Consider the following 26,440-nt stretch of genomic DNA (forward strand, 5'->3'; position numbering starts at 1 on the left):
TGTAAAAAAAAAGCTACCCTAATAATTAAACTAGGGTAGCAAATGTAATAATAGAAATTATTTATTTATGCTTCTACCGGAGTAATATGTCCGGGAGTTCCGCTTTCTCCTTGGTTTTCGAATAATCGTTTACCAAAAATCACTTCTAAATCGTCTTTAAATAAAACTTCTTTTTCGATCAGGATATCGGCCAATTGGATCAATTTATCTTTATTTTCTTCTAATAAACTAATTGCTCTTTGGTATTGGCCTTCAATTAATGCCGAAATTTCTTTGTCGATCGTTAATGCGGTATCCTCTGAATATGGTTTAGAGAAATTATACTCATTCTGACCAGATGAATCGTAATAAGTAATATTTCCTAATTTATCGTTCAAACCATAAATGGTAACCATTGCTCTGGCTTGTTTATTTACTTTTTCTAAATCGCTAAGTGCACCGGTAGAAATGGTATCGAACATCACTTTTTCAGCTGCCCTACCACCCATAGTTGCGCACATTTCGTCGAGCATTTGGTGAGGACGAACAATTAAGCGTTCTTCTGGTAAATACCAGGCTGCACCTAAGCTCTGTCCGCGTGGCACAATAGTAACTTTAACTAAAGGCGCCGCATGTTCTAACAACCAGCTTACTGTGGCATGACCAGCTTCGTGAATAGCAATAGCGCGTTTTTCACTTGGGGTGATGATTTTGTTTTTCTTTTCTAAACCACCTACAATTCTATCAACAGCATCTAAGAAATCTTGCTTATCAACTGCCGATTTGTTTTTACGGGCAGCAATTAATGCCGCTTCGTTACAAACATTTGCAATGTCTGCTCCTGAGAATCCTGGCGTTTGTTTTGCTAAAAATTCGGTATCAAGCTCTTCTGATTTTTTAAGCGGAGTGATGTGAACTTCGAAAATTTGTTTACGCTCGATAACATCCGGTAAATCAACATAAATCTGCCTGTCGAACCTGCCTGCTCTTAATAAAGCCTTATCTAAAACATCAGCACGGTTGGTAGCGGCTAAAATAATAACATGTGTATTCGTGCCAAAACCATCCATTTCAACTAAAAGTTGGTTTAAGGTGTTTTCGCGTTCATCATTTCCGCCCATTACACCGTTTTTACCACGCGCACGGCCAATAGCATCAATCTCATCAATAAAGATGATACATGGCGATTTATCTTTTGCTTGTTTAAATAAGTCGCGAACACGAGATGCTCCTACCCCAACAAACATCTCTACAAAATCAGATCCTGACAGCGAGAAGAAAGGAACCTGGGCCTCGCCTGCAACAGCTTTAGCCAACAAGGTTTTACCAGTACCCGGCGAACCTACAAGTAAAGCACCTTTAGGGATCTTTCCACCTAAATCGGTATATTTTTTAGGGTTTTTAAGGAAATCTACAATCTCCATTACCTCTGTTTTTGCTTCTTCTAAACCTGCAACATCGTTGAAAGTAATGTTTACCTGGCTTTCTTTATCGAATAAAGTTGCTTTTGATTTTCCGATACTGAAGATCTGGCCTCCACCGCCGGCACCACCGCCCATTCTGCGCATCATAAAAATCCAGAACCCGATTAAAAGCAGCACTGGTAAAATGATACTTAAGAACCAACTTGCTAACGGATTGCTGCGGCTGGTTTTCTCGGCCAATACCCTTGGCTGGTTAGCAGGAAGATCTTTTTGCGAATCGGCAAGTTGTTTATCAAGGCCATCCATTGTACCAGCATTAAAATATACAACAGGGCTAGCGGTGTTATTTACATTAAAGGTACTATTGCTTTTGTAGGCATCGTATAGTTTCTTTTTTTCTAAACTATCTTTTTTGATATAAACCTCTACACGGACTAAATCGTCGGATTTATAGGCAACAACTTTTTGTACGTCGCCTTTAAGTAACATCTGTTGTTCGAACTTTTGGTAAGTAACTTCTTTACCGCCATCGGTAGTAAATAAGAACTGTGCTGCAATAATGGCTATAATAATGGCCGCGTACACCCAGAAAATATTAAATTTCGATCCTTTTTGTGGTTTTTTAGGGATATTTGGAATTCTTTTTCCTTGTTTTTCGTTGGTATTTTGATTGTCGTTCATTTGTCTTTGTCAAAATGGTTCTATAGGTTATGCGCTTTGATAATTTGTGCTTTCGGCATCCCCCCAAAGTTCTTCTATGCCATAAAAGTGGCGCTTTTCAGTTTTAAAAATGTGCACAACCACATCGAAATAATCAAGAATAATCCAATCTGCAGATTCGAAACCTTCTTTATGTCTTGGATCGGCCTGAGTGGCTTTATATATTTCTTTTTCTACACTATCAGCAATAGCTTTTACCTGAGTACCGGAGTTGGCGCTCGCAATAATAAAGTAATCAGCCACTGAGGTATGAATATTTCTAAGATCTAACCGCACAATATCTTCTCCTTTTTTCTCCTGTATGCCGTGAACGGCTAACTCAGAAAGGTATGTAGAAAGGGCTACTATTTTCTTTTTTACCATTAAAATGCTTTAATTTTGGAATTACAATATTATAAATTCAACACTTGCAAAATAACACTTTTTCGACACTATTTGTTGGTCAAAATTTAATCAAATTAAAAGAAGTTGATTCTACTAATAACTTTTTAAAAGATTTGGTGTCAAAATCCGAGCCATTAGCCGAAGGGACTGTAATTATGGCAGATAATCAGTTTGCCGGAAGAGGACAGCAGGAAAGCGTTTGGCAAACACAGGCAGGGAAAAATATAAGCACAAGCATTTATTTAAAACCTTCTTTTTTGCCCCTAAATAAGCAGTTTTATTTAAATATAGCCGTTAGTTTAGCCGTTAGTGATGCTTTAGCCTGTTTTGTTCAAGACGGGATAAAAGTAAAATGGCCGAATGATATGTATTACCAAAATAAGAAATTAGGGGGGATATTAATCGAAAATACACTGACAGGCAATTCTATTAAATCCTCAGTAATTGGCATTGGTTTAAATATTAACCAATCCGAATTTTCGGATAATATTAGCCAACGCGCTACTTCCGTCATTCAAATTTTACAAAGAGATGTAGCTTTAATGGATATTATGGATAAATTATTCATATTTATGGAAAAATACTACTTAATTTTGAGGACTGGGAAATATAGTATTTTACAAAATGATTACCTTTCAAGGCTTTATAACTTTAATATTCCAGCGTTGTATATGCAAAATGGAGCGCTTTTTGAAGGTACTATAGTAGGAGTTGAAGATGATGGTAGGCTAACCGTTGATACAAAGAACGGCCTGAAAGGCTTTAATTTTAAAGAAATAGAATTTACACACACAAAATAAACACACAATGAAAAAAATCACTTTAGTACTTTCGATGGTACTTTTTACCATCGCGGGTGCATTTGCCCAAATTGAAAAGCCGGTAACCTGGGCTTATTCTGCAAAGAAGATAAGTAAAGATGAAGCCATCATATATTTAAAGGCTACAATCGAAGATAGATGGCATATCTATTCGCAAAATGTGAAAGATGGTGGTCCGGTAAAAACTACATTTACTTTTGCCCCTTCCAAAGATTTTAGCCTTGTTGGTAAAACAATCGAACCTAAAGCAGTTGTTAAATACGAAAGTACATTTAAAATGAACGTAAGCTATTTCGAAAAAGCGGTAATTTTTCAGCAAAAGGTGAAATTAAATAAGGGTACAGCTGCTGTTAAAGGAAAAGTTGAGTTTATGGTTTGTAACGATAAACAATGTCTTCCACCAGAAGAAGTTGAATTTAGCGTTCCGGTTAAATAGTTGACATCAAAATATTTACAGACAGTCCCGAATTTTCGGGACTGTTTCTTTTTAAAGTAAAATCTACGTGGAGTAGTGGTTTAAAAAAAATCGTTTATAAAATTATTCTTAATTTCACGGTTTCAAAAAATACACACACAAAACACACAAATGAAAAAGGTTTTATTATTGTTGTTAATGGCTACAATGTTTGTTGCATTGCCAGCCGTTAAGAGTTACGCCCTGGTAACACAGGATACCACAGCAACTGCTCCTCCCGATGATATTGTTTTTACCGAAGTAGGCTCTGCACAGGATAGTGCAGCCAATAGTCAGGTAAAAACGGAAAAAGATACCCTTAAGAAGGATACAGCCAAAGTAGAAAAAGCTACGGTAGCTGGTAAGGATGCCCCTAAACAATCGCTTTGGGTAACCTTTGGTTTAGGCCTGTTGGCCGGTATTGCCGCTTTTTTTCTTCCATGTATTTTTCCCATGGTGCCGCTTACTGTTGGTTTTTTTACCAAAAGAGCCGAAAGCAGAGCAAAAGGAATCAGAAGTGCCATTATTTACGGCTTATCGATCATTGTAATTTATGTTGGTTTAGGCGTAATTATTACCTTGATCTGGGGCGCCAGTGCATTAAATGAAATATCTACCGATGGATTTTTTAATATTTTCATCTTTCTTATACTGATTGTTTTCGGCGTATCGTTTTTAGGTGCTTTCGAAATTACCCTGCCAAGTTCATTTGTAAATAAACTTGATGCAAAATCGGATGCTAAAGGTTTAAGCGGGATCTTTTTCATGGCAGCAACCTTAGCAGTTGTTTCCTTCTCTTGTACCGGCCCACTGATCGGAACCTCATTAGTTGCCATTAATACCGATTTGCTAACACCTGTTGTAGTAATGTTTGGTTTCTCATTATCGTTAGCGGTAATTTTTACCATGTTTGCCATTTTCCCGAGTTTAATGACGGGATTGCCAAAATCAGGCGGATGGTTAAACTCTATTAAAGTTTTTCTTGGCTTTTTAGAGTTGGGCCTATCTTTAAAATTCCTTTCGACAGCCGATTTGGCTTATCACTGGGGCATATTGGATAGAGAGATTTTCTTGGCCATTTGGATTGTACTGGCGCTAATTTTAGGCGTTTATTTACTGGGAAAAATCAAATTTTCTCACGATAGTGATCTTCCTTATGTTTCAGTGCCGAGGTTATTTATTGCAACCGCCACTTTCGTATTTGCGATATATTTAATTCCAGGCCTATGGGGAGCTCCTTTAAAAGCCGTAAGTGCGTTGGTACCTCCGCTTTCTACTCAGGATTTTGTGATCGGACAAGATAGTGGTGGCGGATCAAGCCAGATAACAGCAACCAGCCATGCTAAGCGTAAATATGCTGAATTCCTGCACATTCCGCATAATATTGATGGATTTTTTGATTACCAGGAAGCGTTGGCTTACGCAAAGGAGGTAAAAAAACCGTTATTTCTTGATTTTACAGGCCATGGCTGTGTAAATTGCCGCGAAATGGAGGCAAGGGTTTGGTCTGACCCAAGGGTGCTTAAAAAGTTGAAAGAAGATTATATTGTTGTATCGCTTTACACCGATGATAAAACGGATCTGCCAGCTGCTGAACAATTTGATTCTAAAATTTTAGGCACAAAAGTGAATACGGTTGGTAAAAAATTTAAACATTTGCAGGCCGAAAGATTTAATACCATTTCGCAACCATATTATGTACTTTTGGGTACTGATGAAAAAGAATTAGTTTCGCCTCCTATCGGAGTAGAATTTAATATAGATAAATATTTGCAATATCTTGATAATGGATTATCAGAATTTGCTAAGAAACAAACAAATGAATAAGATTAAGAATATTGGTGTTTTAACCTCTGGTGGAGATTCGCCAGGCATGAATGCCGCAATCAGGGCCGTGGTAAGGGCCTCAATTTATTATGATATCGAAGTAACCGGGTTTATCCGTGGGTACGAAGGGTTGATCAACAATGATTTTATCCCTATGGACCGCAAATCTGTAGCAAATATTATCCAGCGCGGAGGAACCATTTTAAAAACGGCACGTAGCGAAGCTTTTAAAACAGTTGAGGGTAGAAAAACAGCTTATGAAAGCCTAAAAGCCAATAGAATTGATGCCTTGGTTGTAATTGGCGGTGATGGAACATTTACAGGCGCAAATATTTTTTCAAAAGAGTTCGATTTCCCAATTGTTGGTTTGCCTGGCACTATTGATAACGATTTAGCAGGAACAGATTTTACCATTGGCTACGACTCTGCCATTAATACCGTTATCGACGCGGTGGATAGAATCAGAGATACTGCCGAATCGCACGACAGGCTTTTTATAGTAGAGGTAATGGGCCGCGACTCCGGGTTAATTGCTCTAAGAAGTGGAATCGGTGTTGGTGCCGAAGCCATTATGATTCCGGAAGCAAACATGAATGCGAACGACATTTTACATAAACTGGAGCATAGCCGTAAAGATAAAGCTTCGAAAATCATTATCGTTGCTGAAGGTGATGATACCGGTGGCGCATTTAAGGTTGGCGAAATTCTTCAGGAAAAATATCCGCATTATGATACTAAAGTTTCAGTTTTAGGGCATATTCAGCGTGGTGGAAAACCGACCTGTATGGATCGTGTGCTGGCGAGCCGCTTAGGTGTTGCTGCTGTAGAGGGTTTAATTAATGGCGAAAGCGGTGTTATGGCTGGCCAGATTAACCGTGAAATTGTTTTTACGCCCTTTGATCATGCCATTAAACACATTAATGCTGAAAAAGTGAGTTCTAAATGGCTTAAATTAATCGATATACTTTCGTTTTAATCGAAAACAGGATAAAAAAGAAAAGTCTTTCCCGCACCGGAAAGACTTTCTTGTTTTTGCTTAGTTTTCGCAATAAGCAATTTCTTAGTCTTCTAAAATAACCGCAGTGCCATTGGCGCTTACCATTAACATGCTGCCTCCGCTGCCTACAGTTTCATAATCTAAATCTACGCCAACAATAGCATTTGCACCAAGGGCAGCTGCATATTGCTGCATTTCGTTAACTGCTGTATCTTTTCCCTCTCTTAAAACGCGTTCATAAGAACTGGATCTGCCCCCTACTATATCTGTTATGCCAGCAAATAAATCTTTAAAAATATTTGCGCCAATAATGGTTTCTCCGGTAACAAGACCTATATATTTTACAATTTTTCTGCCCTCAACTGAAGGCGTTGTGGTTACTAACATAGTTTCAGTTTTAATAATTAGAACAATTTTTTTTAGAAATGTTACATTTTTTTTGAAAAGCCCATTTTAGATTTTTGAAAAGTTTTTTTTACTTCCAAAACCCAAAAAAGATGAGGCTCAGAAAATAAATTTATGTAATCGCTAATGCTTTTGCATCACTATTTAAAATTACTGTTATGAGACCATCTAAAACCTTACTCACCCTTCCCCTATTATTGGTCATGTTTTTTGTTCAGGCGCAAATGCCTGTTTTAAGGGTACAGCAGACCGAAACCAGCGAGCAAAAAGATGCCGTTAAACTTAAAAAGTTAAATATTGATGTGCAGATTACAGGAAATGTGGCCACAACGGTAATGACAATGACCTTCCACAATAACAGTAACCGTATTTTAGAAGGTGAACTCACCTTTCCAATGCCAGAAGGCGTTAGCATAAGCCGGTACGCTTTAGATATTAATGGGAAAATGCGCGAAGCCGTTCCCGTAGAAAAAGCCAAAGCAACGGAGGTTTTCGAGAGTATTGAGCGCCGTAGGATAGATCCGGGCTTATTGGAAAAAGTTGAAGGAAATAATTTCCGTACCAGGATTTATCCCTTACCTGCTAATGGCAGCAGAACCATAATTGTAGGTTATGAGGAAGAGTTAAGTTTTAATAATAAGAATGTTTTAAGGTATCATTTGCCATTAGATTATAACCAGGCCATTGAGAAATTTTCGTTAAAAACTACCGTTTTTGAAAGTGTCATAAAACCAGAGCTGGGTGAACAGCCAGGCGGTAGTTTTGATCTTAAAGCCAACGGAAATACCTATGTTGGAGAGATTAATAAAACCAATTATCAGCCTAAAAACGGCCTGACTATTAACCTGCCCAAACGGAATGACCTGACTGAAGTGCAAATGCAAAAAGCATCAACTGGTTATTATTTTCTAGTGAATGTTTTCCCTAAAACCGACAGCCGGAAAAAACAGTGGAGTAATCAAATAGGTGTAATGTGGGATGTTTCTTTAAGTGGTATGCAGCGCAATACCGAGAAGGAAATAGAACTGCTGGATTTAATCATCAAACAAAAACAAAATTTAACTATACAACTGGGTTTGGTTAACAATGGCTTTAAGAACGCAGGCACTTTTGTCATCTCGAACGGTAACTGGACACAGTTAAAAGATAAACTGAAGAATCTTGTGTATGATGGAGGGACAAATTTCAGTGCCATAAACGCTAAAAGCCTGCAGGCCGACGAATATATTTTATTTACTGATGGACTATCTACGTTCGGGAAAAATACGGTGAGCTTAAATAAACCTGTTCATTGTATCAACACAGCACTTAAAGCAGATTATAGCACATTAAAGTTTATCAGTATGAAAACCGGGGGGCAATTTGTAAATCTTAATTCCACGTCAGTTTCCGAGGCTTTTAAACAAGTGAACCAGCAAAACCTACAGTTTTTAGGCATTAAAAACGGAGCAGATGTAAGGCAGACTTATCCTTCAATGAAAGTAAATGTAAACGGACATTTCTCTTTAGCTGGCATTATGAATGAGTTTAATACGGAATTTACGTTGCAGTTTGGTTTTGGAAATACTGTTGTTTCAGAACAGGTTGTTCGGTTAAATGCTACGGAGCATACTTTAAGCAGCATTGATGTTAGCCGTGTTTGGGCGCAGAAGAAAATTGCTGAAATGGACATTCAATATGAAGATAATAAGGATGATATTAGTGTTTTGAGTAAACAATTTGGTATTGTTACCCGTAATACCAGCCTCATCGTGTTAGAGAATCTTGATGATTACCTGCGTTATGATATTGTACCCCCTGTTGAATTGCAGCAGGCCTATAATGCCGTTTTGAAGCAACGCAGAATTGCTATTTTGGAACGTAAACAGGATCTAATCAATGCTGCGGTAGCCATGGCCAAAGAACTGAAAACATGGTGGAATACAGATTTTTACTATAAAGAACCAGAAAAAAAGAAGGAAAGATACCCTGATCCGGGGCAAAGAGAGGTAAATGGAGATCCTACTGCTGATATCGTGCTTTCAGAACCAGTTGGCGAAGGAACAAGGAGAGAAGCAGCTGCACAACAGTTACGCGCAAGAAACAGAGCTGAGTCTGCAAGTCGGGTAAGAATGCCCGCGCCCGTTGTAAAAAAAGATGAAGATGCAAGGGCTAGCGATGATAAAATGCTTAATGAGGTTGTAGTTGTTGGTTACTCAGCTCAAAGCAAAACTGTTACTACTGGCTCTGCAGCGACAGTCTCAAATCGATATAGTAGTGGTACATCAGGAAGTTTGGATGGTGCTCTCGCGGGTAGGGTTGCAGGTGTTCAAGTGCAAAATGTAGATGCAATAAGGATGCCGCCACCGGTACAACAACAACCCGCAATTATAATCCCCGAATTTAAAAGTGATAAAGATTATATGAAAAACCTGGTTGGAAAACCAGACAGCGCTTATCAGGCTTATTTAAAAATGCGTTCAAGCTACATCAGCACACCGATGTTTTATTTTGATGTAGCCAATTGGTTTTACCAACAGAAAGATAGCATTAGGGCACTGACCATTTTAAGTAATATTGCCGATCTGGACTTGGAGAATGCCGATTTATATAAAATTTTAGCCTATAAATTAAAACAGACCGGAAATTATAAAGACGAGATTTTTATCACAAAGAAGATTTTACAATGGCGACCAATGGATGCGCAGAGTTACCGCGATTACGCTTTAGCACTGGCAGATAACGGGCAATACCAGGCTGCACTTGATTATTTATATAAGGTACTTACCCAAAGTTATAACAGTCAGATTACCGATCGAGACCAGGGAATCGAGGAGATTGTGTTATCCGAAATCAATAACCTGATTGCAAAACACGGCAAAAGCCTAAGTATCAGGGGGATTGATAAAAGGTTAATACAGCCTTTGCCAGTAGATGTGCGCGTGGTGCTCAATTGGAATAAAAACGATACTGATATCGATTTATGGCTAACCGACCCAACTGGCGAAAAAGGATTTTATGGAAACTCGAGAACAAAAATAGGTGGCAGGATCAGCAACGATTTCACTTCCGGTTATGGCCCCGAACAATTTATGATCAAAAAAGCAATAAAGGGAAAATATAAAATCGAGGTTAACTATTACGGCGATAGCCAGATTAATATTAGCGGGCCAACAACGGTGACGGCTGAGATTTATACCCGATACGCAACAGGCAAACAACAGCGGAAAGTAATTGTATTGCCTATGGCAGCCAGAAGTAGCGGAGCCAACCTTGTAGGCGAATTTAATTTTTAGGGATTATATTGATTAATTGCATTCATGGGGGTCGACTTAAGTCGACCCCCATGAATTAATATTATAGCAATAAACCTGCTACTTCTTCCCAGGTATTAACGCGCTCGTATTCGGTTATCAATAAATTATGTGGAGAGGTAAATAACAATGGTCTGCCTGCAAAATTCACAAAGTTTTTAGTGCGGTCATCAATGATAATATCAACATTTACAATTTTATTTCCGCAGAACATAATGTGCTGCCAATCGATGAAAGGAAAATGTTCGGCCATCCAATCGTACTTATCAACCAATGAATTTCGGAACTCCATCGCTGCCGAAACAATATAAACATCATACTTCTCCTGTAAAGCCTTAATTACCCGTTGGCTATCAGCAATAACCTCAAGATCGCGGAAAAAACCAGGCTCGTTTATATATTCGAACCATTTCTGGTTAACATCTTGCGGAACATGGTGATAGATTTCGTTTCCGGCATCGATTTTTAAGTCTAAAGGAACGTTAAAATCCCGGTTATATAGTTTAATAAATTTTCCAAGGGCATCGGCAATTACCTCGTCCATATCAATCGCAATTCTTTCCATTTGTACCTGCAAATATTTCGGCGCAAATATCCTGAAAACAAAGAAATTAAACTATGTTTTTAATTTACAGTATTTTAGTTATCTTTGCAGCCCCGCAGCATGAAGCTCCGGGAACTATGTTGAATACATAAATACAAAAAGAAATGGCAACTAAAATCAGATTGCAAAGATTCGGTAAAAAAGGAAAACCTTTTTTCCACGTTGTGGTAGCAGATTCTCGCTCTCCACGTGATGGTAAATTTATTGAGCGTTTAGGTTCTTACAACCCAAACACCAATCCTGCAACCATCGAAATTAACTTCGAAAAAACTTTAGCTTGGGTAAACAGTGGTGCACAACCAACTGATACTGCTCGCGCTATCCTTTCTTACAAAGGTGTTTTGTACAAAAAACACTTAGAAGGTGGTGTTAAAAAAGGTGCTTTAACTCAAGAACAGGCAGATGAAAAATTTGCAGCTTGGTTAGATGCTAAAGCAGGTAAAATTTCTGGTAAATCAGAAGGTTTAGCTACTTCTAAAGCAGATGCGCGTAAAGCGGCATTAGCAGCAGAAGCTAAGAAAAAAGAAGATAAAGCAGCAGCTATCGCAGCTAAAAATGCACCAGTTGCAGAAGAAGTTGTTGAAGAAGAAGCTACAGAAGAAGCACCAGCTGTTGAAGCTGAAGCAACTGAAGAGGCTCCTGCAGCAGAAGCTACTAAAGAAGAAGGAGCAGAATAATTTTAATTATTTTGTCTCATAAAATAGCGTTCCGAATTTCGGAACGCTATTTTTATTTACAGTTCGTCATGCTGAACCTGTTTCAGCATCTTTCTGGGAAGACCCTGAAATAAATACTGCGTAGCTTTCCGCTATGCTACAGGTTAGGGTGACGTTTAATTTGGGGTATGAAACACGAAGAAGCATTTTATATAGGTTACGTTACCAAAACGAGAGGTTTAAAAGGAGAAGTTCAGGTATTTTTCGAATTTGATGAATACGAACAACTCGAATTTGATGTGGTATTTGCGGATATGAACGGTAAGCTTGTTCCGTATTTTGTGGCTTCGGCAAAACTGCAGGCCAATAAAACCGGCTATTTTAACTTTGATGATGCTGATCATATCGATAAAGTGCAGCCGCTATTAAAAAAGAAATTATACCTGCCCCTATCGCAAATGCCAGAACGCGAAGAAGGAGAATTTTTCTATACCGATTTTAAAGGCTATTTAGCAATAGATGAAACTTTGGGCGAATTGGGTGAAATTTTGGAAGTAAACGAATATCCACAACAATTTGTGGCTACAGTGATGTATAAAGAAACCGAAATCCTGTTCCCGCTAAATGAAGACTTTATTGTAGAATACGACGAGGATGAAAAAAGCTTGACTTTGGATCTGCCTGAAGGTTTGCTGGATATCTATTTAGAAAAATAAAATAATCTTTCTGATTTTAGCTAAAAAAGTATTAATTAGATTCAATTTGTTTTTTTCCACAGTAAGGGCAAAAAACAAAATTTGTATCTAGCTGATTTTTACAGCTATTACATGTTTTATTATGTTCAATTATCGGTTTAAATAAAAAGTTTATTTTATGAGTAAAAATGTCTGGTATTTCTTTTAAGAAGCTTGATTCATTTCCTTTTTCAGTAATTAAAAACAACTCATCTTTGGCCCTAGTAATGGCAACATAAAAAAGCCTTCTTTCTTCCTCAAACAATAAATCATGATTTGAAATCTTTATTGCTTGAAAAATTCTATCCTCCATCCAAATATCGGGGAAACCGCCGTTTCCTTCGGTTAGTCCAATAATGAAAACGGCTTTAGCTTCCAAACCCTTTGATGCATGTATTGTTTTTCCTGTAACAGACAATTTTTCATGTTTCATGCGATCTAAATAAGGATTAAACATCTTGCTTCTTCTGTACAAAAAAAGAATATCTTCTCTTAAATAGCCTTTTAAAATTAATTTTTTTACCTCATCGACAACATAGTCGAGATTCTCATTTTCATCTTTTCCAGCAAAGATGGTGATTTTGTTATCTGATTTTTTAAAGGATTGAATATTTTTCTCAACCTTAAATTTATTGTGTTTTATAACTTCATTACTAGCACCTACTATATGCTCAGTGCTTCTATAGTTCATATTTAATTTTATTGTTTTGGAATGCGGAAAATAGCTTTCAAAATTTACAATGTAATCAACATTAGACCCCCTAAAGCCATAAATACTTTGCCAATCATCTCCAACACAAAACAATTGATTATTTTGTGTTAACAATAATTTGATAAACTCTACTTGAAGATTATTTACGTCCTGAAATTCATCAACTAAAATGTACTCAAACTTCTGTCTGAATTTATCACCGATTTCTTTATGATTTTTGAATAAATCAATGGTTTTAATAATCATATCGTTAAAATCCAAATATGATTTATTGGTACAGTACTTCTGATACTCTTTTAATAATGGGATAGCTAGTTTGTAAAAATCTCTTACTCTTTCATGTTGATCTTGTTGCGATTTTTTCAATAATACATCCGTTGCTAAATTTTCGACCTTTATCAAATCCAAGGTTGAAAGCGCCAATCTTAAGAAGTCCTTTATTTCTTTGTGGTAAAATTTAAACTCTTCTTCAAACTTTAACGCACTAATATAGTGGTAATTTGCAGGTAGTCTGTTCTTAACGATCTTTTCTAGCGTAATATTAAATAGAGCTGTATCTTCTGTTTGCTTCTCATAAGTTTTTACAAGAAGTTTGTTTGCTTTTCGAAACTGATCTTCTTTGTTTTTAGTTAAATAGCTTTTGTCACTAACATGTTCGATGTATAAATTTGCTTCAGGAATAAAGAAATCGGGTTTGAAATCAAAATCAGAAAAATTTATAATTGGTTCATATTCAAATTTTATACTGTGTCTATAAAGCCAGTCTGAAATATATTGCTCGGATTTGGATCTTACTTTTGTTCCATTTAAAGATGTGTAATACTTTCCCTCGGGATATAAATTAGGCGTAGTTTGTTTTTTTTGATGAATTTTATCTACTAAATAATCAAGAATATATCTTTTTAAATCTAAAAGGTAATTTTTCGATTCACAACATTCAATCAAAATTTTATGCATAACCTCAAAGGATGTTTCTGTTGCAGAATATTTTGCGAACTCATCTTCGTGGGTTTTTGTTTCACCAATTATTTTGAATTTATTATCAAACTCGTTTACGCCAAAATTTCTTAAAATATTATAGCACAAACTGTGAAATGTACGAAGTGTGATATTTTCAATCCATTTGTACTTTTTACTGAAAAAATATCGCTCAATATCCTTTTCTTTTGCAGATTTATTTTTATCTGATAAAATTTCACGATAGTTTTCGGTATCATCCGCCGAAATGATCAGCCTATCAAGCATTTCATTAGCGGCATTTTTAGTAAATGTAATAGCTAATATATTAGAGGGATTAACATTCCTTTCTTCAATTAAATAAATCAATTTTTGCAAAAGTGTTTTTGTTTTTCCTGAACCCGCACCAGCAAGAACGAGCAACCGTTTTGTTTCTGAAGCAACGGCTTCCCTCTGTTGGTCATTTAAATTGCTTAAATCAGTTTTTACTTTCTCCATTGGAATGGTGAACTTTAATATCTGGTGGCCTCTGTTTTTTTTAACTTTAAGCTAATTTACGAATTTTTAAGGGTATCTAATTTTGAATCTCTTCTGGAATTATTTATACGACTTATTCTTACTTCCTATCCATTCAAATATGATCAACCAGCGAAATTCTATTTCAGGCTAAAGACTTCAGACTAAAGACTTACCTTTGCAGCATGCGTTTCGATATTATAACCGTTTTGCCAGCTTTATTAGAAAGTCCGTTTGCTCATTCTATTTTGCAACGCGCACAAAAAAAAGGCATAGCCGAAATTGTTGTCCATAACCTGAGGGATTATGCAACCAACAAACAAAAAAGTGTAGACGATTACCAGTACGGCGGGGGTAGCGGTATGGTGATGAGTATTGAGCCTTTTGCGGCCTGTATTGAAAAGCTTCAGGCAGAAAGAACATACGATGAGGTTATTTTCATGAGTCCCGATGGTGTTACTTTAAACCAGAGCACAGCCAATGAACTCTCTATTAAAAAGAACATTATTATTTTATGTGGCCACTACAAGGGCATAGATCAGCGCATACGCGATATCTTTGTTACCCGGGAGATATCGGTAGGTGATTATGTTTTAAGCGGAGGAGAGCTACCTGCAGCGATTGTGGTAGATGCTGTTGTGCGTTTAATCCCGGGCGTTTTAAATGATGAAACTTCTGCCCTATCTGATAGTTTTCAGGGAGAACTGCTTGATGCGCCAGTTTATACCCGCCCGGCAGACTGGCGTGGACATAAAGTGCCCGATGTTTTATTAAGCGGCCATGAAGCTAAAGTGAATGAATGGAGGCACGAACAAGCCTTGGAGCGGACGAAAACCCGGCGCCCTGACCTTTTAGAATAAAATTTCCTTGTAAATTATAAAGGTAAATTCTATTTTAGGAGAAACGCTTCTAGTTCCCGATAATATGCCCAAACAAATCGTTATTTGTGATGACCATTTACTTTTTTTAAACGGCATTTCCGAATTGCTTAAAAATACCGGGAACAATTATGGCATTTTTAAATTCAGCGATGTACATTCCTGCAGAAACCATTTAATGCAAAACATTGCTGATGTTTTCATCTGTGATTTAAATATTAACCACTTTGATGGTTTTGTATTGATCGAAGAACTCAGATCCCAACTAAAAAATACCAAAATAATTGTTCTCACTGCTTATTACGAAGATTTTCTGATTCAAAAGGCAAAGAAACTGGGTGTGAATGCTTTCCTAAAAAAGGAAACACCTGCCGAAGAGCTTATCAGTATTATCGAATCAAATAAAGACACAACGTTTTATACCAATAAGAGTTATAAAAAAGGCGAGAGTGTGTATAGCGCCATTGATGGTTCAATCGTCAATAAATTCAGGATATCCAGACAGGAAAAAGAGATTATTAAATTAATCATTAAAGGATTAACCAGTAAAGAAATTGCTGAAGTCTTATTTATCAGCATAACAACCGTAACTACCCATCGGAAGAACATCCACCGGAAGTTGGAAATCAATAACAGCAGTTCGCTCATTAAGTTTGCTCATGAGAATAATCTACTTGATTAGCTTTTTGCTATTCCCGCTACTCTCTTGTGCACAAACCACAAACAAATCAATATCTGTAATATCCGGCTATGCTTTAGACCAAAATTCGTCGTGGACGAGCGGGATGCTCCAAAAACAAAAATTTCATCCATTTAAGCAGGATAGCAAGGTTAATATTGGCTATAACAAAAATGCGGCGGTATGGTGCAGATTTATTATTAAAAATATAAATACTTCGCAAAGCAATAAAACATGGTTGTGTTTTAACAATAACCATATCGATAGCCTTAGCCTTTACGATGGTAGATTAATTAAAACCATTGGCGATAGAACGGCTGGCAAGAGTCCGTTTATTGAAACCCTGGCATTTGAAATTAACCTGCAGCCAGGCGAAGAAAAATTACTTTGGGTACGGGTTAAAAAAGAGACGTCCTATTTAGATTTTTCTTATAGTTTGGAAGATCAGGTTTATTTAGAAAGCAAGTCATCTCAAAAAACAGCGCTGACATCTTTTTTTATCGGTATGGTATTTTTGCTGCTCATGATCAATGGGATATTGTTTTTCATGACTAAAAGCAGGTTATATGGTTATTACATTGGCTATTCTGTATTGACTGTGTTTTACGCGGCAATTACAACCAATTTCGCCAAGCATGTTTTATTTCCCGAGTTTAGGTTTTTTAGCGAGGGCCGGGTTTATACGGGAGCACTTTGGTATATTGCCCTGAGTATTTTTCTTGAATATTTTTTAAAGTTAAAAGAAAATCAGCCGGTTAAACATAAGTTAATTATAGTGCTTGGCGGTATAAACTTTTCACTGATTTTAATTTCGATTTCCTTATTGGTGTTTTATAAGGGGTTTGAATTTCGCTACTTTTTTGTGTTGGGCTATACGATATTCCTGGCTTCTATTGTCGTACTTTTCTGGGCGGCATTAACGCACCTGAAAATTGAAAAAACCCAGGCTATTTATGCGCTTCTTGCCTTTGCGCCACAGTTTGTATGGGGCGCGTGCTTAATTTTAAAGACATTTGAAATTATTCCAAAATCACTGGGCGATAATTGGATGTTGTTTATCGGCCTTTATGAAGTGTTTTTGTTCGGATATGTTTTATCAAGAAATTATATTGATATTTTTTTGAAGAACAACGAACTGATGCAACAGGTTATTTTCGAAAAAGAAAGCTCGCTGAGGGCCATTAGTGAGGTCCAGCTACGAGAGCGGAGAAACATCGCTAATATTATTCACGACAATGTAGGGAGCAAGATTGCCCATATTATTCATCTCTTTGACATGAAGAATGCCGAGCTTGCCAAGCAAACCATAAACGAACTGGCAGAAGATATCAGAGAAATATCTCATAAAATACTGCCGAAAGCACTTGATGAAGGCGCTTTGATATCTAGTTTACAAAGCCAGATATCAAGCCTGAACGCAGGTTTAACAAATGCAAAAATTGAACTTTTCTGTTATGATTTTCCTGATAAAATTGATGAAAAGTGGATTTATGATTTATATCTCATTACACTTGAGGTTATAAATAATGCCATTAAACATGGTAATGCTGAGTTGATTACCTTGGAGCTTTATAAATATACCAAAAATTACCATTTTCAGTTTACCGATGATGGGCTCGGCTTCGATCTGCAGAAAACAAGCAAGGGCTTTGGGCTCGAAAACATTGAAAAGAGAGTAAATTACTACAAAGGTAGTTTCGAAATTAGCAGTGCTAAAAATGAAGGCACTATTATTCAGATTAATATTCCATCCAATCGTTAAATTTAGCCTTTTTCTTGAGTTGTGTAGCTGTTAATATACCCTTTAATGGGTATGTTTACCTGAGTATATTTCGCATACCTTAGCTTATTAAAGCAATATACCCTTTAATAAAAAATGGAACTCAGGGGCGCAGAAAAACAGTTTTGGTGGCATTTCGGACATATTACCGAAGCGAAAAATATCCCTACAGAACTGCCCGGTTTTACCAGTATCGATTCGTTGGTTGATGATGCGTATTTAGCCATGCTTTTTGCAAAAGTTTCGGTTATGGGAAGTATTTATTTAAAAGAAACGAGAGTTACCGATGAGGGAGTTAAATTGATCAGCAATGTTAAGCAGCTTAAAGATTTAACCCTGATGAAGCATGAAGATATTACTAAAGCGTGTTTGCCTTATCTGAACAAACTGACCGATCTGGAATACCTCGATATCTGGAGAACCAAAATCCGCTTAGAAGATATATGGGTTTTAAAAGATTTAAAAAACCTCAAAGAACTGCATATATCGCCTCACGACGAAGGGGTGGAAGAAAGTCGGGATAGCATTTTAGAAAAGATAATAAAAGCGGAAGAAACATTGCCTAATTGTATTATTCACATTTGATATCATTAATAGGTAAATATTTTACCTTAGGATATTGAACACTAAATTTTGAGATATATTCGCGAATAAGTGCTCTCCTGATCTTTTGGAATAGAAGCATTTAACACAATCGAATGTGGAATTCATAAAGATTGTGGAAAAAATTAAAATAGGTTTTTTTATATGAAAAAAAATCCCTAATATTGCAATCCGATTTTCAAGGTAAAGAAAGTTGGTTTAATAGCTTAAAATCATGGATTTAGTAAAATTTGTTGAAGAGCAGGCCATCGCGAAAAAAGATTTTCCTGCGTTCAAGTCTGGCGATACAGTGAGCGTACACTATAAAATTCGCGAAGGTAATAAAGAACGTGTTCAAATTTACCAAGGTGTTGTAATACAACGTAACAGTGCAGGTGCTAACGAAACCTTCACCGTTCGTAAAATGAGCAACGGCGTTGGTGTTGAGCGTATTTTCCCTTTTAGTTCTCCAAATATTGAGAAAGTAGAAGTGAATAGCTATGGTAAAGTTCGTAGAGCGAAATTGTTCTATTTACGTGCTTTAACTGGTAAAGCTGCTCGTATCAAATCTTTGAGAAAATAATATTCTTTATTATAAGATATAGCCTTCACGATTAATTTCGTGGAGGTTTTTTTGTTTGTACCTTTGTTAAATGTTAGATTCTGCTTTTTTCGACCAAGTGTTTTGGGGTAATACCGTAAAAGCCTATTTCCTTTTCGGAGGCCTACTTTTTTTAGGCTTAGTTTTTAAGAACATTGTTTCTAAGCTGTTAAGTAGGTTGCTGTTTAAGCTTTTCAGAAACTTTTCAAATCAATCGCATAACGATGCTTTTGTTGCCTTATTGGTAAAACCCATCGAGGTTTTTATTCTGTTAACCACACTTTATCTATCCATTAACCAGTTAAAACACCCACTAGAGGTAGCTGTATTCCATTACAGTAAATTAATTGGTAAGGTTAAAGAGTTAATACCTGTAACAATTGGCGATTGTATTGACCGGATATTTTTGTTTGGGATCATCCTATCTATTTTTTGGATTATTTTAAGGATAATCGACTTTATTAGCCACGTGCTTCTTTATAAAGCTTCGCTTACAGATAATAAGGCCGACGATCAGCTGGTGCCCTTTTTAAAAGAGCTGTTTAAAACGATCGTAATATTTATCGGTTTTTTTACCCTTCTTGGTTTTGTTTTCGAGGTTAATGTATTAACGCTGATTACTGGATTGGGCATTGGTGGTATTGCCATTGCTTTGGCTGCTAAAGAGAGCTTAGAGAACTTAATAGGTTCGTTCACCATTTTTTTAGATAAACCTTTTACCGTTGGCGATCTGGTAAAGGTTGATGGTGTGGAAGGAACGGTTGAAAAAGTAGGTTTTAGGAGTACAAGGATCAGAACCTCTGAAAAAACGATGGCTACTATACCTAATAGAGGTATGATTGATGGCGTTTTGGAAAACCTTTCACTAAGGAATTCGCGCAAGGTCTCTTTTATCATCGGACTTACTTATGAAACTAATTCGGAATCACTTAGAAAAATTATTACCGAGATAGAAAGTTACATCAATAATCATCAAGGTACCAGTGATGATGGAAATGCTTCCTTTAAGAGCTTTGGCGATTCGGGTTTAAATGTAGAGGTTAACTATTTTGTAACCGTGCTAAATTATACCGAATTCCTTAAAATCAGACAAGAGATCAACCTTGAAATTATGGATATCGTTATCCGTAATAAGTCGGATTTTGCCTACCCTACACAACGCTTAATTAGCGATAGGCCAGCTCCTGCAGGTGATAAAGAAGAGGTAGGTAATGATGCTATGGATTAAGTGATTACATACCCTGCATCCGATTAATATTTATTAATTTAACTATTTGCTTAGACGATGATCGTCATGCTGAATTTATTTTACAAGTAGGATAGTGTTTTCAATTGTCTTGTAGCTACTTCGTGGTCAGCATCTTTCCTGCAAAATAGACCCTGAAATGAATTACCTTCGGTGAGCTCGCTAAAGCTCGGTTCAGGGTGACGACTAAATTAGAATATGTATAGAATATCCTAAAGGGATATAAATTGCCATCTAAATATTTGTAAAATGAACAAAAAAGCCGATTTAGCATTAACTAAACCGGCTTCTTTTAAAATATTATATCCTTAACTTAAAGTCGCCAGGGTAGTGATTCCACCCTTTACAACCTGGTTAAGCTCCACGTTAACTTTTGTCCCTACAGGTAAAAACACATCAACCCTCGATCCGAATTTAATGAAGCCAAACTGCTCTGTTTGTACCACTTGGTCGCCTTCTTTTACATACCATACAATTCTGCGGGCTAAAGCACCGGCAATTTGACGGAACAATACGGGGGTGCCATTTTTATGCTCCACAACAGTTGTAGTACGTTCATTCTCTGTTGATGATTTTGGATTCCACGCCGCAAGGTATTTTCCCGGGTGATATTTGAAGAACTTCACCACTCCAGAAATTGGATTGCGGTTAATGTGAACATTTATTGGCGACATAAAAATTGAAACCTGTAAACGTTTATCTTTAAAATATTCACCTTCTTCTGTTTCTTCAATTACTACCACTTTGCCATCTGCCGGGCAGATAACCAGGTTTTCGCCCGAAGAAAAGCTGCGGCTTGGGTTGCGGAAAAACTGCAGTACAATAATAAATAATGCTGCTGAAAAGATATAAATGAACCAGCGCAACCAGGTAATGTCGTGATATTTATAATCAACTACTGCGTTGATTACGAAGATAAACAATATGCTTAAGGCAATGGTGGTGTAGCCTTCTTTATGTATGGTCATTGTTTTAGAAATTATTGGGCAAAGGTGCGAAAAATAAATTAATCCAATCTAAAAATTATGCCCCGGTTGCTCTGTAAATATCAGTTAGGTTTCTGCCAAGGCCATTGTAATCTAATCCGTAACCCACCACAAATTCGTTAGGTATTTCAAAACCAACGTATTCTAGTTCTTCAATTTCATATTTTAAAGCACTTGGTTTAAGCAAAAGAGAAGCGACTTTAATTGAAGCAGGATTTTTTTCTTTTATCGTTTTTAAAATATGCGTTAAGGTTAAGCCTGTATCAACAATATCTTCTACAATGATAATATCTCTGCCTTCGATGTTATCGGGCAGTCCGATTAATTCTTTTACATTTCCCGAACTTGCTGTTCCCTCGTATGAGGCCACACGCATAAAAGCAATTTCGCAGGGTACGGTTATTTCTTTGATTAGATCGGCCATAAACAAAAAACTACCATTTAATACACCAATAAATAGCGGGCATTTACCCTCGTAATCAACATTGATCTGGATGCCCAGTAAACGGATCCGTTTGTTTAAGGTATCGTTCTCTAAAAATATCTCGAACTCTTTATCCTCTACTTTTATTTTGTGCATGCTGCTGTTTAAAGGTTATTTTGTTTAATTGTATAAATTGGTTAATCGTTGGTTTTAACTAAGAACCGTAAACCACCAATTGCAAACTTGGTCATGGTTAATTGTTTAATGGTGTGGCTCAACTGGTAACTGCCAATTGACAACCGCAAACTCATTGCTACTGCGTTTTTTCCAATTCCTTTTGTCGTCTTCGTTCCTCCCTACGCTCCTGCCTCAATTGTTTTTTGGTTTTAGTAGTATCGGTTGGTGTGGTTATCTGTTTGCTTGTAGTATCTTTTTTAGATCCACCACCAAAAAGGCGTTCGAAGAAACTTTTATTTTTATCGTGTACAATTACAACTGGTAAGCCGTCTCCGTCATCATCAAATGCTGTAGTATCAACAACAGCCGTATCAGGTGCTAAATACTGGCGAAGGCCCTCTCTTAAACGTACATTATAGAAGCCATAGCCAGAAGTATCGCTCGCCACTAAACCTCTTCTTGCCATAATATTTCCCATAAACCTAAAATAGTTGAACATGTAAGGTTTCAAACTACCATCAGCCATGAATTTATACATCGATGCTTTTGGTTTAGGAACAATACTCGCCAGGAACAATCCATCACCGATGGTTAAATCGGCAGGTTGTTTTCCAAAATAATAACGCGAAGCCTCGCCTATTCCATAAATATTCTGGCCTAGTTCCATAATGTTGAAATATACTTCGAGCATCCGTTGTTTGCTTACCAGGTGATTGTGCTCAATAAGCCAAACAATTAATATCTCCTCGGCTTTACGGGCCAAGGTCTTTTGACGGCTTAAATAAACATTTTTAACCAGCTGCATACTGATGGTACTGCCACCGCGTTTAAATTTCTTTTCTTTAAAGTTTACTGCGATTGATTTACGGATCGATTCTTCAACAAAGCCATTGTGTGTAAAAAATGATGGGTCTTCTGCTGTTAAAACCGCATTAATAAAGTTTTTCGATATTGAAGATAATGGTGTAAAATTCGGATTTGATGGACCTATGGTAATATTGCGCATCGGTTTACCATACTCATAAGGTGTATATACAAATGGGCTATTGATTTTTTGTAGATTGGTTTTACCCCATTGTACAATTTTGAAATCAACCGGTGTTAAGGTAGAACTAAAGCGCACACTATCAGGTATTTTTGTATCTAAATAAAAATTTAGGTTATACTTCACCTTGCCCTGTACTTTTAATCCTTCCAGCGATTCGAACAGGCCTTGTGGAAAAGCATCTAAAACGCCTTGCGCATCCTGTTCTTCGGCATTTAGTTTTAACTCATATATTTTGTTCTTTCCTAAAGTATATTTAACAAAAGGATGGATCTGTGCATTTTTTAGGTAGGCTGTTGAAGTGCTGTCTAAAGCAATGTAATTAGGTCCTACCAGAATATCGGCATCCAGTTTTGCGTTTTGTATAATGATATCGTTTGAAGCAATGCGCGGCTGATTAATTAGCATGTTTTTTACCGACCAGGAGCCAGAAATTTTATAATCGTCTCCACTGTATTTCGCATTTTTAAGTTCGGTTTGTAAGGTGTCAAAATTTATTTTTGCATGGAGCTTGTTGTTTAAGTAAGGTAATTCCAGTTTTTTTCCATCAGCATAAGCGGTAAAGCTTAATTCTTTGCTGCCTGGATTTACATATCCATCTACATGCCAGGTAGATTCGTGACCATTCACATCAATGGTTGATTTTAAGTCACCCCCATCAATTGTAGCCGTCGTTGCAAAACTCAATTTGGCTGTGTCATGATCGTTTAGTTTAAAGATCATATTCTTCACATCCATGTCGTCAGGGATTTTGTATAAAACCTGATTTAAGATGTTACTGGCTATTTCCGGTAAGTTGGCTTTTCCATTGGTTTGGGTGCTGTCCTTTTTTTTGCGCTTTAAGATGAAATCGATATTTGTGGTCGAATCTTTAAGTACAACACTTACAAAACCATTGTTCAGTTTTACTTCTGAGAGTTTTACTTTGCCAAAAATGAGCGGGAAAAGTTTAACACCAACGCTAAGTTCGCCAATATTAGAAAGCGTATCCCTATCTTTAGGAACAACAGAAATATTGGTCATTTTTACAGTGCTAAAGCCTGTAAAACCAGCCGATCCGATTTTAACTTCCAAACCATAATCCTTATCGGCCTTAGCAATTGCTTTGGCGACCATTTTTTTAAGAAGTGCTTCCCTTTTGCTATAGGCAACCGCACCTAAAGCAATACAAACAACTAAAAAAACACCTAAAACCCAGGCTCCGATTTTTAAATATTTTTTGGGGATCTTAATTTTTGGTATTCGCATATAGTCGTTAAAATGGTTAATTGCTTAAACGTAACAATTAAATGTTTATTTCGTGTTAAAATTACAGTTAAAAAGCCTAAATAAAAGTATTTGTGGCTATGTTTTGTTAATTTTGAATTTAAATTAATACCATGCAGATTAGCCCGCAACAAGTTTTAGATGCACTTAAAAATGTTGAAGATCCCGATCTTAAAAAAGATCTGGTTACTTTAAACATGATTAAAGATTTACAGATTACAGATAACCAGGTCAATTTTACATTAGAGCTTACTACGCCAGCATGTCCGATGAAAGAAATGCTGAAAAATGCCTGTACAAATGCCATCAAGCATTTTGTATCGCCAACTGCAGCGGTAATCATCAATGTAACTTCGAGGGTTACCCAACCAAGCAATTCATCATCGTTAGATAACATCAAAAACATCATTTTGGTTTCATCTGGAAAAGGAGGAGTTGGTAAATCTACAGTAGCAAGTAACCTGGCAGTTGTATTGGCTAAAGATGGCGCCAAAGTTGGTCTTATCGATGCCGATATTTATGGCCCCTCGGTACCCACCATGTTCGATCTGGTTGATGCCAAGCCGGGCGCTGAAGAAACTGCCGATGGTAAAACCAAAATTTTACCGATCGAAAAATACGGGATCAAGTTATTATCATTAGGCTTTTTTGCTGATCCCGGCCAACCAGTGCCATGGCGCGGACCAATGGCATCCAACGCAGTAAAACAATTGTTTAACGATACCAGCTGGGGAGAACTGGATTATCTGATCGTAGATCTTCCACCGGGAACCGGCGATATCCACATCACCATCACGCAGAGTTTCCCAATTTCGGGCGCGGTTGTAGTTACGACACCTCAACAGGTTGCCCTGGCTGATACACATAAAGGTTTAGCGATGTTCAGGATGCCGGGAATTAATATCCCGATTTTAGGCGTTATTGAAAACATGTCTTATTTTACACCAGCAGAATTGCCGGAGAATAAATATTATATCTTCGGAAAAGGTGGCGGCACCGAGCTTGCAGCACGTTTTGATGTGCCGTTTTTAGGCGAAATTCCAATTATCCAGAGCATTTCGGAAGCTGGCGATAAAGGGAAACCGGTTGCATTAAACCAAAATCCTTTGCTGGATGTTATATTTGGAGACATTGCAAGTAAAATTGCCCAACAAATATCCATCAACAATGCGCAAATGGTGAATTGCTAAAAATTTACTATTTTTATAAATTAAAATATATATAATGAATTTAACAGAACAAGTAGAACAGGCATTGGAAACTATCAGGCCATATTTAAAAGCTGATGGAGGTGATGTTTCTGTTGAAGAAATTACATCTGAAGGAACGGTAAAGCTTAAACTTTTAGGCAACTGCGGTTCTTGCCCGATGAGTTTCATGACTATGAAATCTGGTATCGAACAGGCCATTATGAAAGCCGTTCCTCAGATCACTTCGGTAGTTGCCGTTAATATGGCCGAGCAAGATTAAGCTTTAACACTATTTAACAAGGAAGTTTTATTAATAAAATTACTTTTGTCTTAATGAGATATTGTGTTGCCCTAATTTGCCTTATTTTTTCTGTAACCGCTTTTGCACAACAAAAGCCGGCACAGGATAAACTTATTCAATTTTCAGGGATTATTACCGACATCGATAGCTCAAATGTGATTCCTTACGTTACCATCACCAATCTTTCAGCCAAGAGCAAAAGGGTTGGTGCTGATTATAGAGGGTATTTTACCTTCATTGTAAATCCTGGCGATACCATCTTGTTCACCGCTATTGGTTACAAGAAATTTTCTACAGTAATTCCAGAAAGTACACCGGATAGCAAGTATACCATTATGGTGAAACTGAAAGCCAACGTGATCGATTTACCGTCGGTGCGTGTTTTTCCATGGGCAACAACAGAAGAATTTACCCGCGAATTTTTATCAATGAAACTGGCGGATGATGATATGGCCATAGCCAAAAAGAACCTTTCACGCTCTTCAATTGATGGATTAATTCAAACCTTGCCACGCGACGGACAAGAAATCGGAAGTCAGAATTACCGGTATAATTTTGATAGGATGGTCAATAAGAACATGGTGCAAACTAATCCCCTGCTTAATCCTTTCGCATGGGGCAAGCTAATGCAGCAGATTTTTGATGGGGATAAGAGTAGGACGAATTAGTCTGGAGTCTTAAGTCCGGAGTCCTTAGTCTTGGATGCAGAACCATCTCTTTCAATAAAAGAATTAGTTTCATAGGGGCGTCATCTCGACTGAAGTGAAATGTAAATGTTTACATATAAAATCCATCGGATCAC

The 26,440-nt window shown here is 37.1% G+C and carries 24 protein-coding genes; 16 read left to right on the forward strand and 8 right to left on the reverse strand.

The features are described from left to right. Positions 1-65 precede the first annotated feature (65 nt). Together ftsH and rsfS are read right to left on the reverse strand one after the other, a co-directional pair. The gene (gene ftsH, locus AC07VK_RS16395) at positions 66-2,084 is read right to left on the reverse strand and encodes an ATP-dependent zinc metalloprotease FtsH (RefSeq protein ID WP_492953796.1); all 2,019 of its coding nucleotides are present in this window, start codon (positions 2,082-2,084) and stop codon (positions 66-68) included. Between the two features lie 27 nt (positions 2,085-2,111). Further along, complete coding sequence (gene rsfS / locus AC07VK_RS16400; protein WP_057930976.1) at positions 2,112-2,486, reverse strand: ribosome silencing factor; 375 nt, start codon at positions 2,484-2,486, stop codon at positions 2,112-2,114. A gap of 44 nt (positions 2,487-2,530) precedes the next feature. Here rsfS and AC07VK_RS16405 point away from each other — a divergent pair, with 44 nt between their 5' ends. From AC07VK_RS16405 to pfkA, 4 genes are all read left to right on the forward strand, one after another. After that, a complete protein-coding gene (locus tag AC07VK_RS16405; RefSeq protein ID WP_492961772.1) occupies positions 2,531-3,307 on the forward strand; it encodes a biotin--[acetyl-CoA-carboxylase] ligase in 777 nt (258 codons plus the stop codon). A 7-nt stretch (positions 3,308-3,314) separates the two neighbouring features. Then, positions 3,315-3,764 carry a protein-disulfide reductase DsbD domain-containing protein gene (locus AC07VK_RS16410; RefSeq protein WP_492953794.1) on the forward strand — a complete coding sequence of 150 codons (450 nt, stop codon included), beginning with the start codon at positions 3,315-3,317 and terminating at the stop codon, positions 3,762-3,764. A gap of 150 nt (positions 3,765-3,914) precedes the next feature. Continuing rightward, on the forward strand, positions 3,915-5,609 hold the full coding sequence (locus tag AC07VK_RS16415; protein ID WP_492961774.1) for a protein-disulfide reductase DsbD family protein: 1,695 nt from the start codon (positions 3,915-3,917) through the stop codon (positions 5,607-5,609). Continuing rightward, complete coding sequence (pfkA, locus tag AC07VK_RS16420) at positions 5,602-6,585, forward strand: 6-phosphofructokinase (protein WP_492953792.1); 984 nt, start codon at positions 5,602-5,604, stop codon at positions 6,583-6,585. The genes AC07VK_RS16415 and pfkA overlap by 8 nt, the downstream gene beginning before the upstream one ends. Positions 6,586-6,669: 84 nt before the next feature. On the opposite strand, the gene AC07VK_RS16425 is transcribed toward pfkA, so the two are convergent. Beyond that, complete coding sequence (locus AC07VK_RS16425; protein ID WP_029274899.1) at positions 6,670-6,993, reverse strand: heavy metal-binding domain-containing protein; 324 nt, start codon at positions 6,991-6,993, stop codon at positions 6,670-6,672. Between the two features lie 176 nt (positions 6,994-7,169). Here AC07VK_RS16425 and AC07VK_RS16430 point away from each other — a divergent pair, with 176 nt between their 5' ends. Further along, on the forward strand, positions 7,170-10,286 hold the full coding sequence (locus tag AC07VK_RS16430; RefSeq protein ID WP_492961776.1) for a DUF2135 domain-containing protein: 3,117 nt from the start codon (positions 7,170-7,172) through the stop codon (positions 10,284-10,286). 61 nt (positions 10,287-10,347) lie between these two features. On the opposite strand, the gene AC07VK_RS16435 is transcribed toward AC07VK_RS16430, so the two are convergent. Then, positions 10,348-10,869, reverse strand: a complete 522-nt coding sequence (locus AC07VK_RS16435) for a 5' nucleotidase, NT5C type (RefSeq protein WP_492953790.1) — start codon at positions 10,867-10,869, stop codon at positions 10,348-10,350. A gap of 143 nt (positions 10,870-11,012) precedes the next feature. On the opposite strand from AC07VK_RS16435, the gene AC07VK_RS16440 reads away from it, so the two are divergent. Then, positions 11,013-11,585, forward strand: a complete 573-nt coding sequence (locus tag AC07VK_RS16440; protein ID WP_492953789.1) for a 30S ribosomal protein S16 — start codon at positions 11,013-11,015, stop codon at positions 11,583-11,585. A gap of 167 nt (positions 11,586-11,752) precedes the next feature. Further along, positions 11,753-12,280 (forward strand): ribosome maturation factor RimM, encoded by a 528-nt coding sequence (gene rimM / locus AC07VK_RS16445; protein WP_492961778.1) that lies wholly within the window; start codon positions 11,753-11,755, stop codon positions 12,278-12,280. Positions 12,281-12,311: 31 nt separating this feature from the next. Here rimM and AC07VK_RS16450 read toward each other — a convergent pair whose 3' ends face one another. Continuing rightward, entirely contained in the window at positions 12,312-14,465 is a 2,154-nt protein-coding gene (locus AC07VK_RS16450) for an ATP-dependent helicase (protein WP_492961780.1), read from the reverse strand. Between the two features lie 203 nt (positions 14,466-14,668). Between AC07VK_RS16450 and trmD the strand changes: the two genes are divergently transcribed. The 6 genes from trmD to AC07VK_RS16480 all read left to right on the forward strand — a co-directional run bounded on the left by trmD (position 14,669) and on the right by AC07VK_RS16480 (position 20,231). Next, positions 14,669-15,343 carry a tRNA (guanosine(37)-N1)-methyltransferase TrmD gene (trmD, locus tag AC07VK_RS16455; protein ID WP_492961782.1) on the forward strand — a complete coding sequence of 225 codons (675 nt, stop codon included), beginning with the start codon at positions 14,669-14,671 and terminating at the stop codon, positions 15,341-15,343. Between the two features lie 64 nt (positions 15,344-15,407). Further along, positions 15,408-16,043, forward strand: a complete 636-nt coding sequence (locus AC07VK_RS16460) for a response regulator (RefSeq protein ID WP_492961784.1) — start codon at positions 15,408-15,410, stop codon at positions 16,041-16,043. After that, positions 16,021-17,802 carry a sensor histidine kinase gene (locus tag AC07VK_RS16465; RefSeq protein ID WP_492961786.1) on the forward strand — a complete coding sequence of 594 codons (1,782 nt, stop codon included), beginning with the start codon at positions 16,021-16,023 and terminating at the stop codon, positions 17,800-17,802. Before AC07VK_RS16460 ends, AC07VK_RS16465 begins: the two co-directional genes overlap by 23 nt. 114 nt (positions 17,803-17,916) lie before the next feature. Beyond that, positions 17,917-18,405, forward strand: a complete 489-nt coding sequence (locus tag AC07VK_RS16470) for a hypothetical protein (RefSeq protein WP_492961788.1) — start codon at positions 17,917-17,919, stop codon at positions 18,403-18,405. Positions 18,406-18,637: 232 nt separating this feature from the next. After that, positions 18,638-18,985: a 50S ribosomal protein L19 gene (gene rplS / locus AC07VK_RS16475; RefSeq protein WP_057930964.1), complete on the forward strand. Its 348-nt coding sequence runs from the start codon at positions 18,638-18,640 to the stop codon at positions 18,983-18,985. Positions 18,986-19,055: 70 nt separating this feature from the next. Continuing rightward, entirely contained in the window at positions 19,056-20,231 is a 1,176-nt protein-coding gene (locus tag AC07VK_RS16480) for a mechanosensitive ion channel family protein (RefSeq protein ID WP_492961790.1), read from the forward strand. A gap of 326 nt (positions 20,232-20,557) precedes the next feature. Here the strand turns inward: AC07VK_RS16480 and AC07VK_RS16485 are convergent, their stop codons facing one another. From AC07VK_RS16485 to AC07VK_RS16495, 3 genes are all read right to left on the reverse strand, one after another. After that, positions 20,558-21,217, reverse strand: a complete 660-nt coding sequence (locus tag AC07VK_RS16485; protein ID WP_108197006.1) for a phosphatidylserine decarboxylase family protein — start codon at positions 21,215-21,217, stop codon at positions 20,558-20,560. Positions 21,218-21,272: 55 nt separating this feature from the next. Further along, complete coding sequence (hpt, locus tag AC07VK_RS16490) at positions 21,273-21,815, reverse strand: hypoxanthine phosphoribosyltransferase (protein ID WP_492953781.1); 543 nt, start codon at positions 21,813-21,815, stop codon at positions 21,273-21,275. 157 nt (positions 21,816-21,972) lie between these two features. Beyond that, the gene (locus AC07VK_RS16495) at positions 21,973-24,129 is read right to left on the reverse strand and encodes a transglycosylase domain-containing protein (protein ID WP_492953780.1); all 2,157 of its coding nucleotides are present in this window, start codon (positions 24,127-24,129) and stop codon (positions 21,973-21,975) included. 131 nt (positions 24,130-24,260) lie between these two features. Here AC07VK_RS16495 and AC07VK_RS16500 point away from each other — a divergent pair, with 131 nt between their 5' ends. The 3 genes from AC07VK_RS16500 to AC07VK_RS16510 are packed head-to-tail and all read left to right on the forward strand — an operon-like array spanning position 24,261 to position 26,306. Beyond that, the gene (locus AC07VK_RS16500) at positions 24,261-25,337 is read left to right on the forward strand and encodes an Mrp/NBP35 family ATP-binding protein (RefSeq protein ID WP_492961792.1); all 1,077 of its coding nucleotides are present in this window, start codon (positions 24,261-24,263) and stop codon (positions 25,335-25,337) included. A gap of 34 nt (positions 25,338-25,371) precedes the next feature. Next, positions 25,372-25,617, forward strand: a complete 246-nt coding sequence (locus tag AC07VK_RS16505) for a NifU family protein (RefSeq protein ID WP_029274884.1) — start codon at positions 25,372-25,374, stop codon at positions 25,615-25,617. Between the two features lie 53 nt (positions 25,618-25,670). After that, positions 25,671-26,306 (forward strand): peptidase associated/transthyretin-like domain-containing protein, encoded by a 636-nt coding sequence (locus AC07VK_RS16510; RefSeq protein ID WP_057930958.1) that lies wholly within the window; start codon positions 25,671-25,673, stop codon positions 26,304-26,306. Positions 26,307-26,440 lie beyond the last annotated feature (134 nt).

The sequence above is a fragment of the Pedobacter sp. GW821-FHT01D05 genome (assembly GCF_059422505.1).

Excerpts from the sequence above, each read along its gene's own strand:
- ftsH (WP_492953796.1), bottom strand. The coding sequence starts at position 2,084 with ATGAACGACAATCAAAATACCAACGAAAAACAAGGAAAAAGAATTCCA.
- rsfS (WP_057930976.1), bottom strand. The coding sequence starts at position 2,486 with ATGGTAAAAAAGAAAATAGTAGCCCTTTCTACATACCTTTCTGAGTTA.
- AC07VK_RS16410 (WP_492953794.1), top strand. The coding sequence starts at position 3,315 with ATGAAAAAAATCACTTTAGTACTTTCGATGGTACTTTTTACCATCGCG.
- AC07VK_RS16415 (WP_492961774.1), top strand. The coding sequence starts at position 3,915 with ATGAAAAAGGTTTTATTATTGTTGTTAATGGCTACAATGTTTGTTGCA.
- pfkA (WP_492953792.1), top strand. The coding sequence starts at position 5,602 with ATGAATAAGATTAAGAATATTGGTGTTTTAACCTCTGGTGGAGATTCG.
- AC07VK_RS16425 (WP_029274899.1), bottom strand. The coding sequence starts at position 6,993 with ATGTTAGTAACCACAACGCCTTCAGTTGAGGGCAGAAAAATTGTAAAA.
- AC07VK_RS16430 (WP_492961776.1), top strand. The coding sequence starts at position 7,170 with ATGAGACCATCTAAAACCTTACTCACCCTTCCCCTATTATTGGTCATG.
- AC07VK_RS16435 (WP_492953790.1), bottom strand. The coding sequence starts at position 10,869 with ATGGAAAGAATTGCGATTGATATGGACGAGGTAATTGCCGATGCCCTT.
- AC07VK_RS16440 (WP_492953789.1), top strand. The coding sequence starts at position 11,013 with ATGGCAACTAAAATCAGATTGCAAAGATTCGGTAAAAAAGGAAAACCT.
- rimM (WP_492961778.1), top strand. The coding sequence starts at position 11,753 with ATGAAACACGAAGAAGCATTTTATATAGGTTACGTTACCAAAACGAGA.
- AC07VK_RS16450 (WP_492961780.1), bottom strand. The coding sequence starts at position 14,465 with ATGGAGAAAGTAAAAACTGATTTAAGCAATTTAAATGACCAACAGAGG.
- trmD (WP_492961782.1), top strand. The coding sequence starts at position 14,669 with ATGCGTTTCGATATTATAACCGTTTTGCCAGCTTTATTAGAAAGTCCG.
- AC07VK_RS16460 (WP_492961784.1), top strand. The coding sequence starts at position 15,408 with ATGCCCAAACAAATCGTTATTTGTGATGACCATTTACTTTTTTTAAAC.
- AC07VK_RS16465 (WP_492961786.1), top strand. The coding sequence starts at position 16,021 with ATGAGAATAATCTACTTGATTAGCTTTTTGCTATTCCCGCTACTCTCT.
- AC07VK_RS16470 (WP_492961788.1), top strand. The coding sequence starts at position 17,917 with ATGGAACTCAGGGGCGCAGAAAAACAGTTTTGGTGGCATTTCGGACAT.
- rplS (WP_057930964.1), top strand. The coding sequence starts at position 18,638 with ATGGATTTAGTAAAATTTGTTGAAGAGCAGGCCATCGCGAAAAAAGAT.
- AC07VK_RS16480 (WP_492961790.1), top strand. The coding sequence starts at position 19,056 with ATGTTAGATTCTGCTTTTTTCGACCAAGTGTTTTGGGGTAATACCGTA.
- AC07VK_RS16485 (WP_108197006.1), bottom strand. The coding sequence starts at position 21,217 with ATGACCATACATAAAGAAGGCTACACCACCATTGCCTTAAGCATATTG.
- hpt (WP_492953781.1), bottom strand. The coding sequence starts at position 21,815 with ATGCACAAAATAAAAGTAGAGGATAAAGAGTTCGAGATATTTTTAGAG.
- AC07VK_RS16495 (WP_492953780.1), bottom strand. The coding sequence starts at position 24,129 with ATGCGAATACCAAAAATTAAGATCCCCAAAAAATATTTAAAAATCGGA.
- AC07VK_RS16500 (WP_492961792.1), top strand. The coding sequence starts at position 24,261 with ATGCAGATTAGCCCGCAACAAGTTTTAGATGCACTTAAAAATGTTGAA.
- AC07VK_RS16505 (WP_029274884.1), top strand. The coding sequence starts at position 25,372 with ATGAATTTAACAGAACAAGTAGAACAGGCATTGGAAACTATCAGGCCA.
- AC07VK_RS16510 (WP_057930958.1), top strand. The coding sequence starts at position 25,671 with ATGAGATATTGTGTTGCCCTAATTTGCCTTATTTTTTCTGTAACCGCT.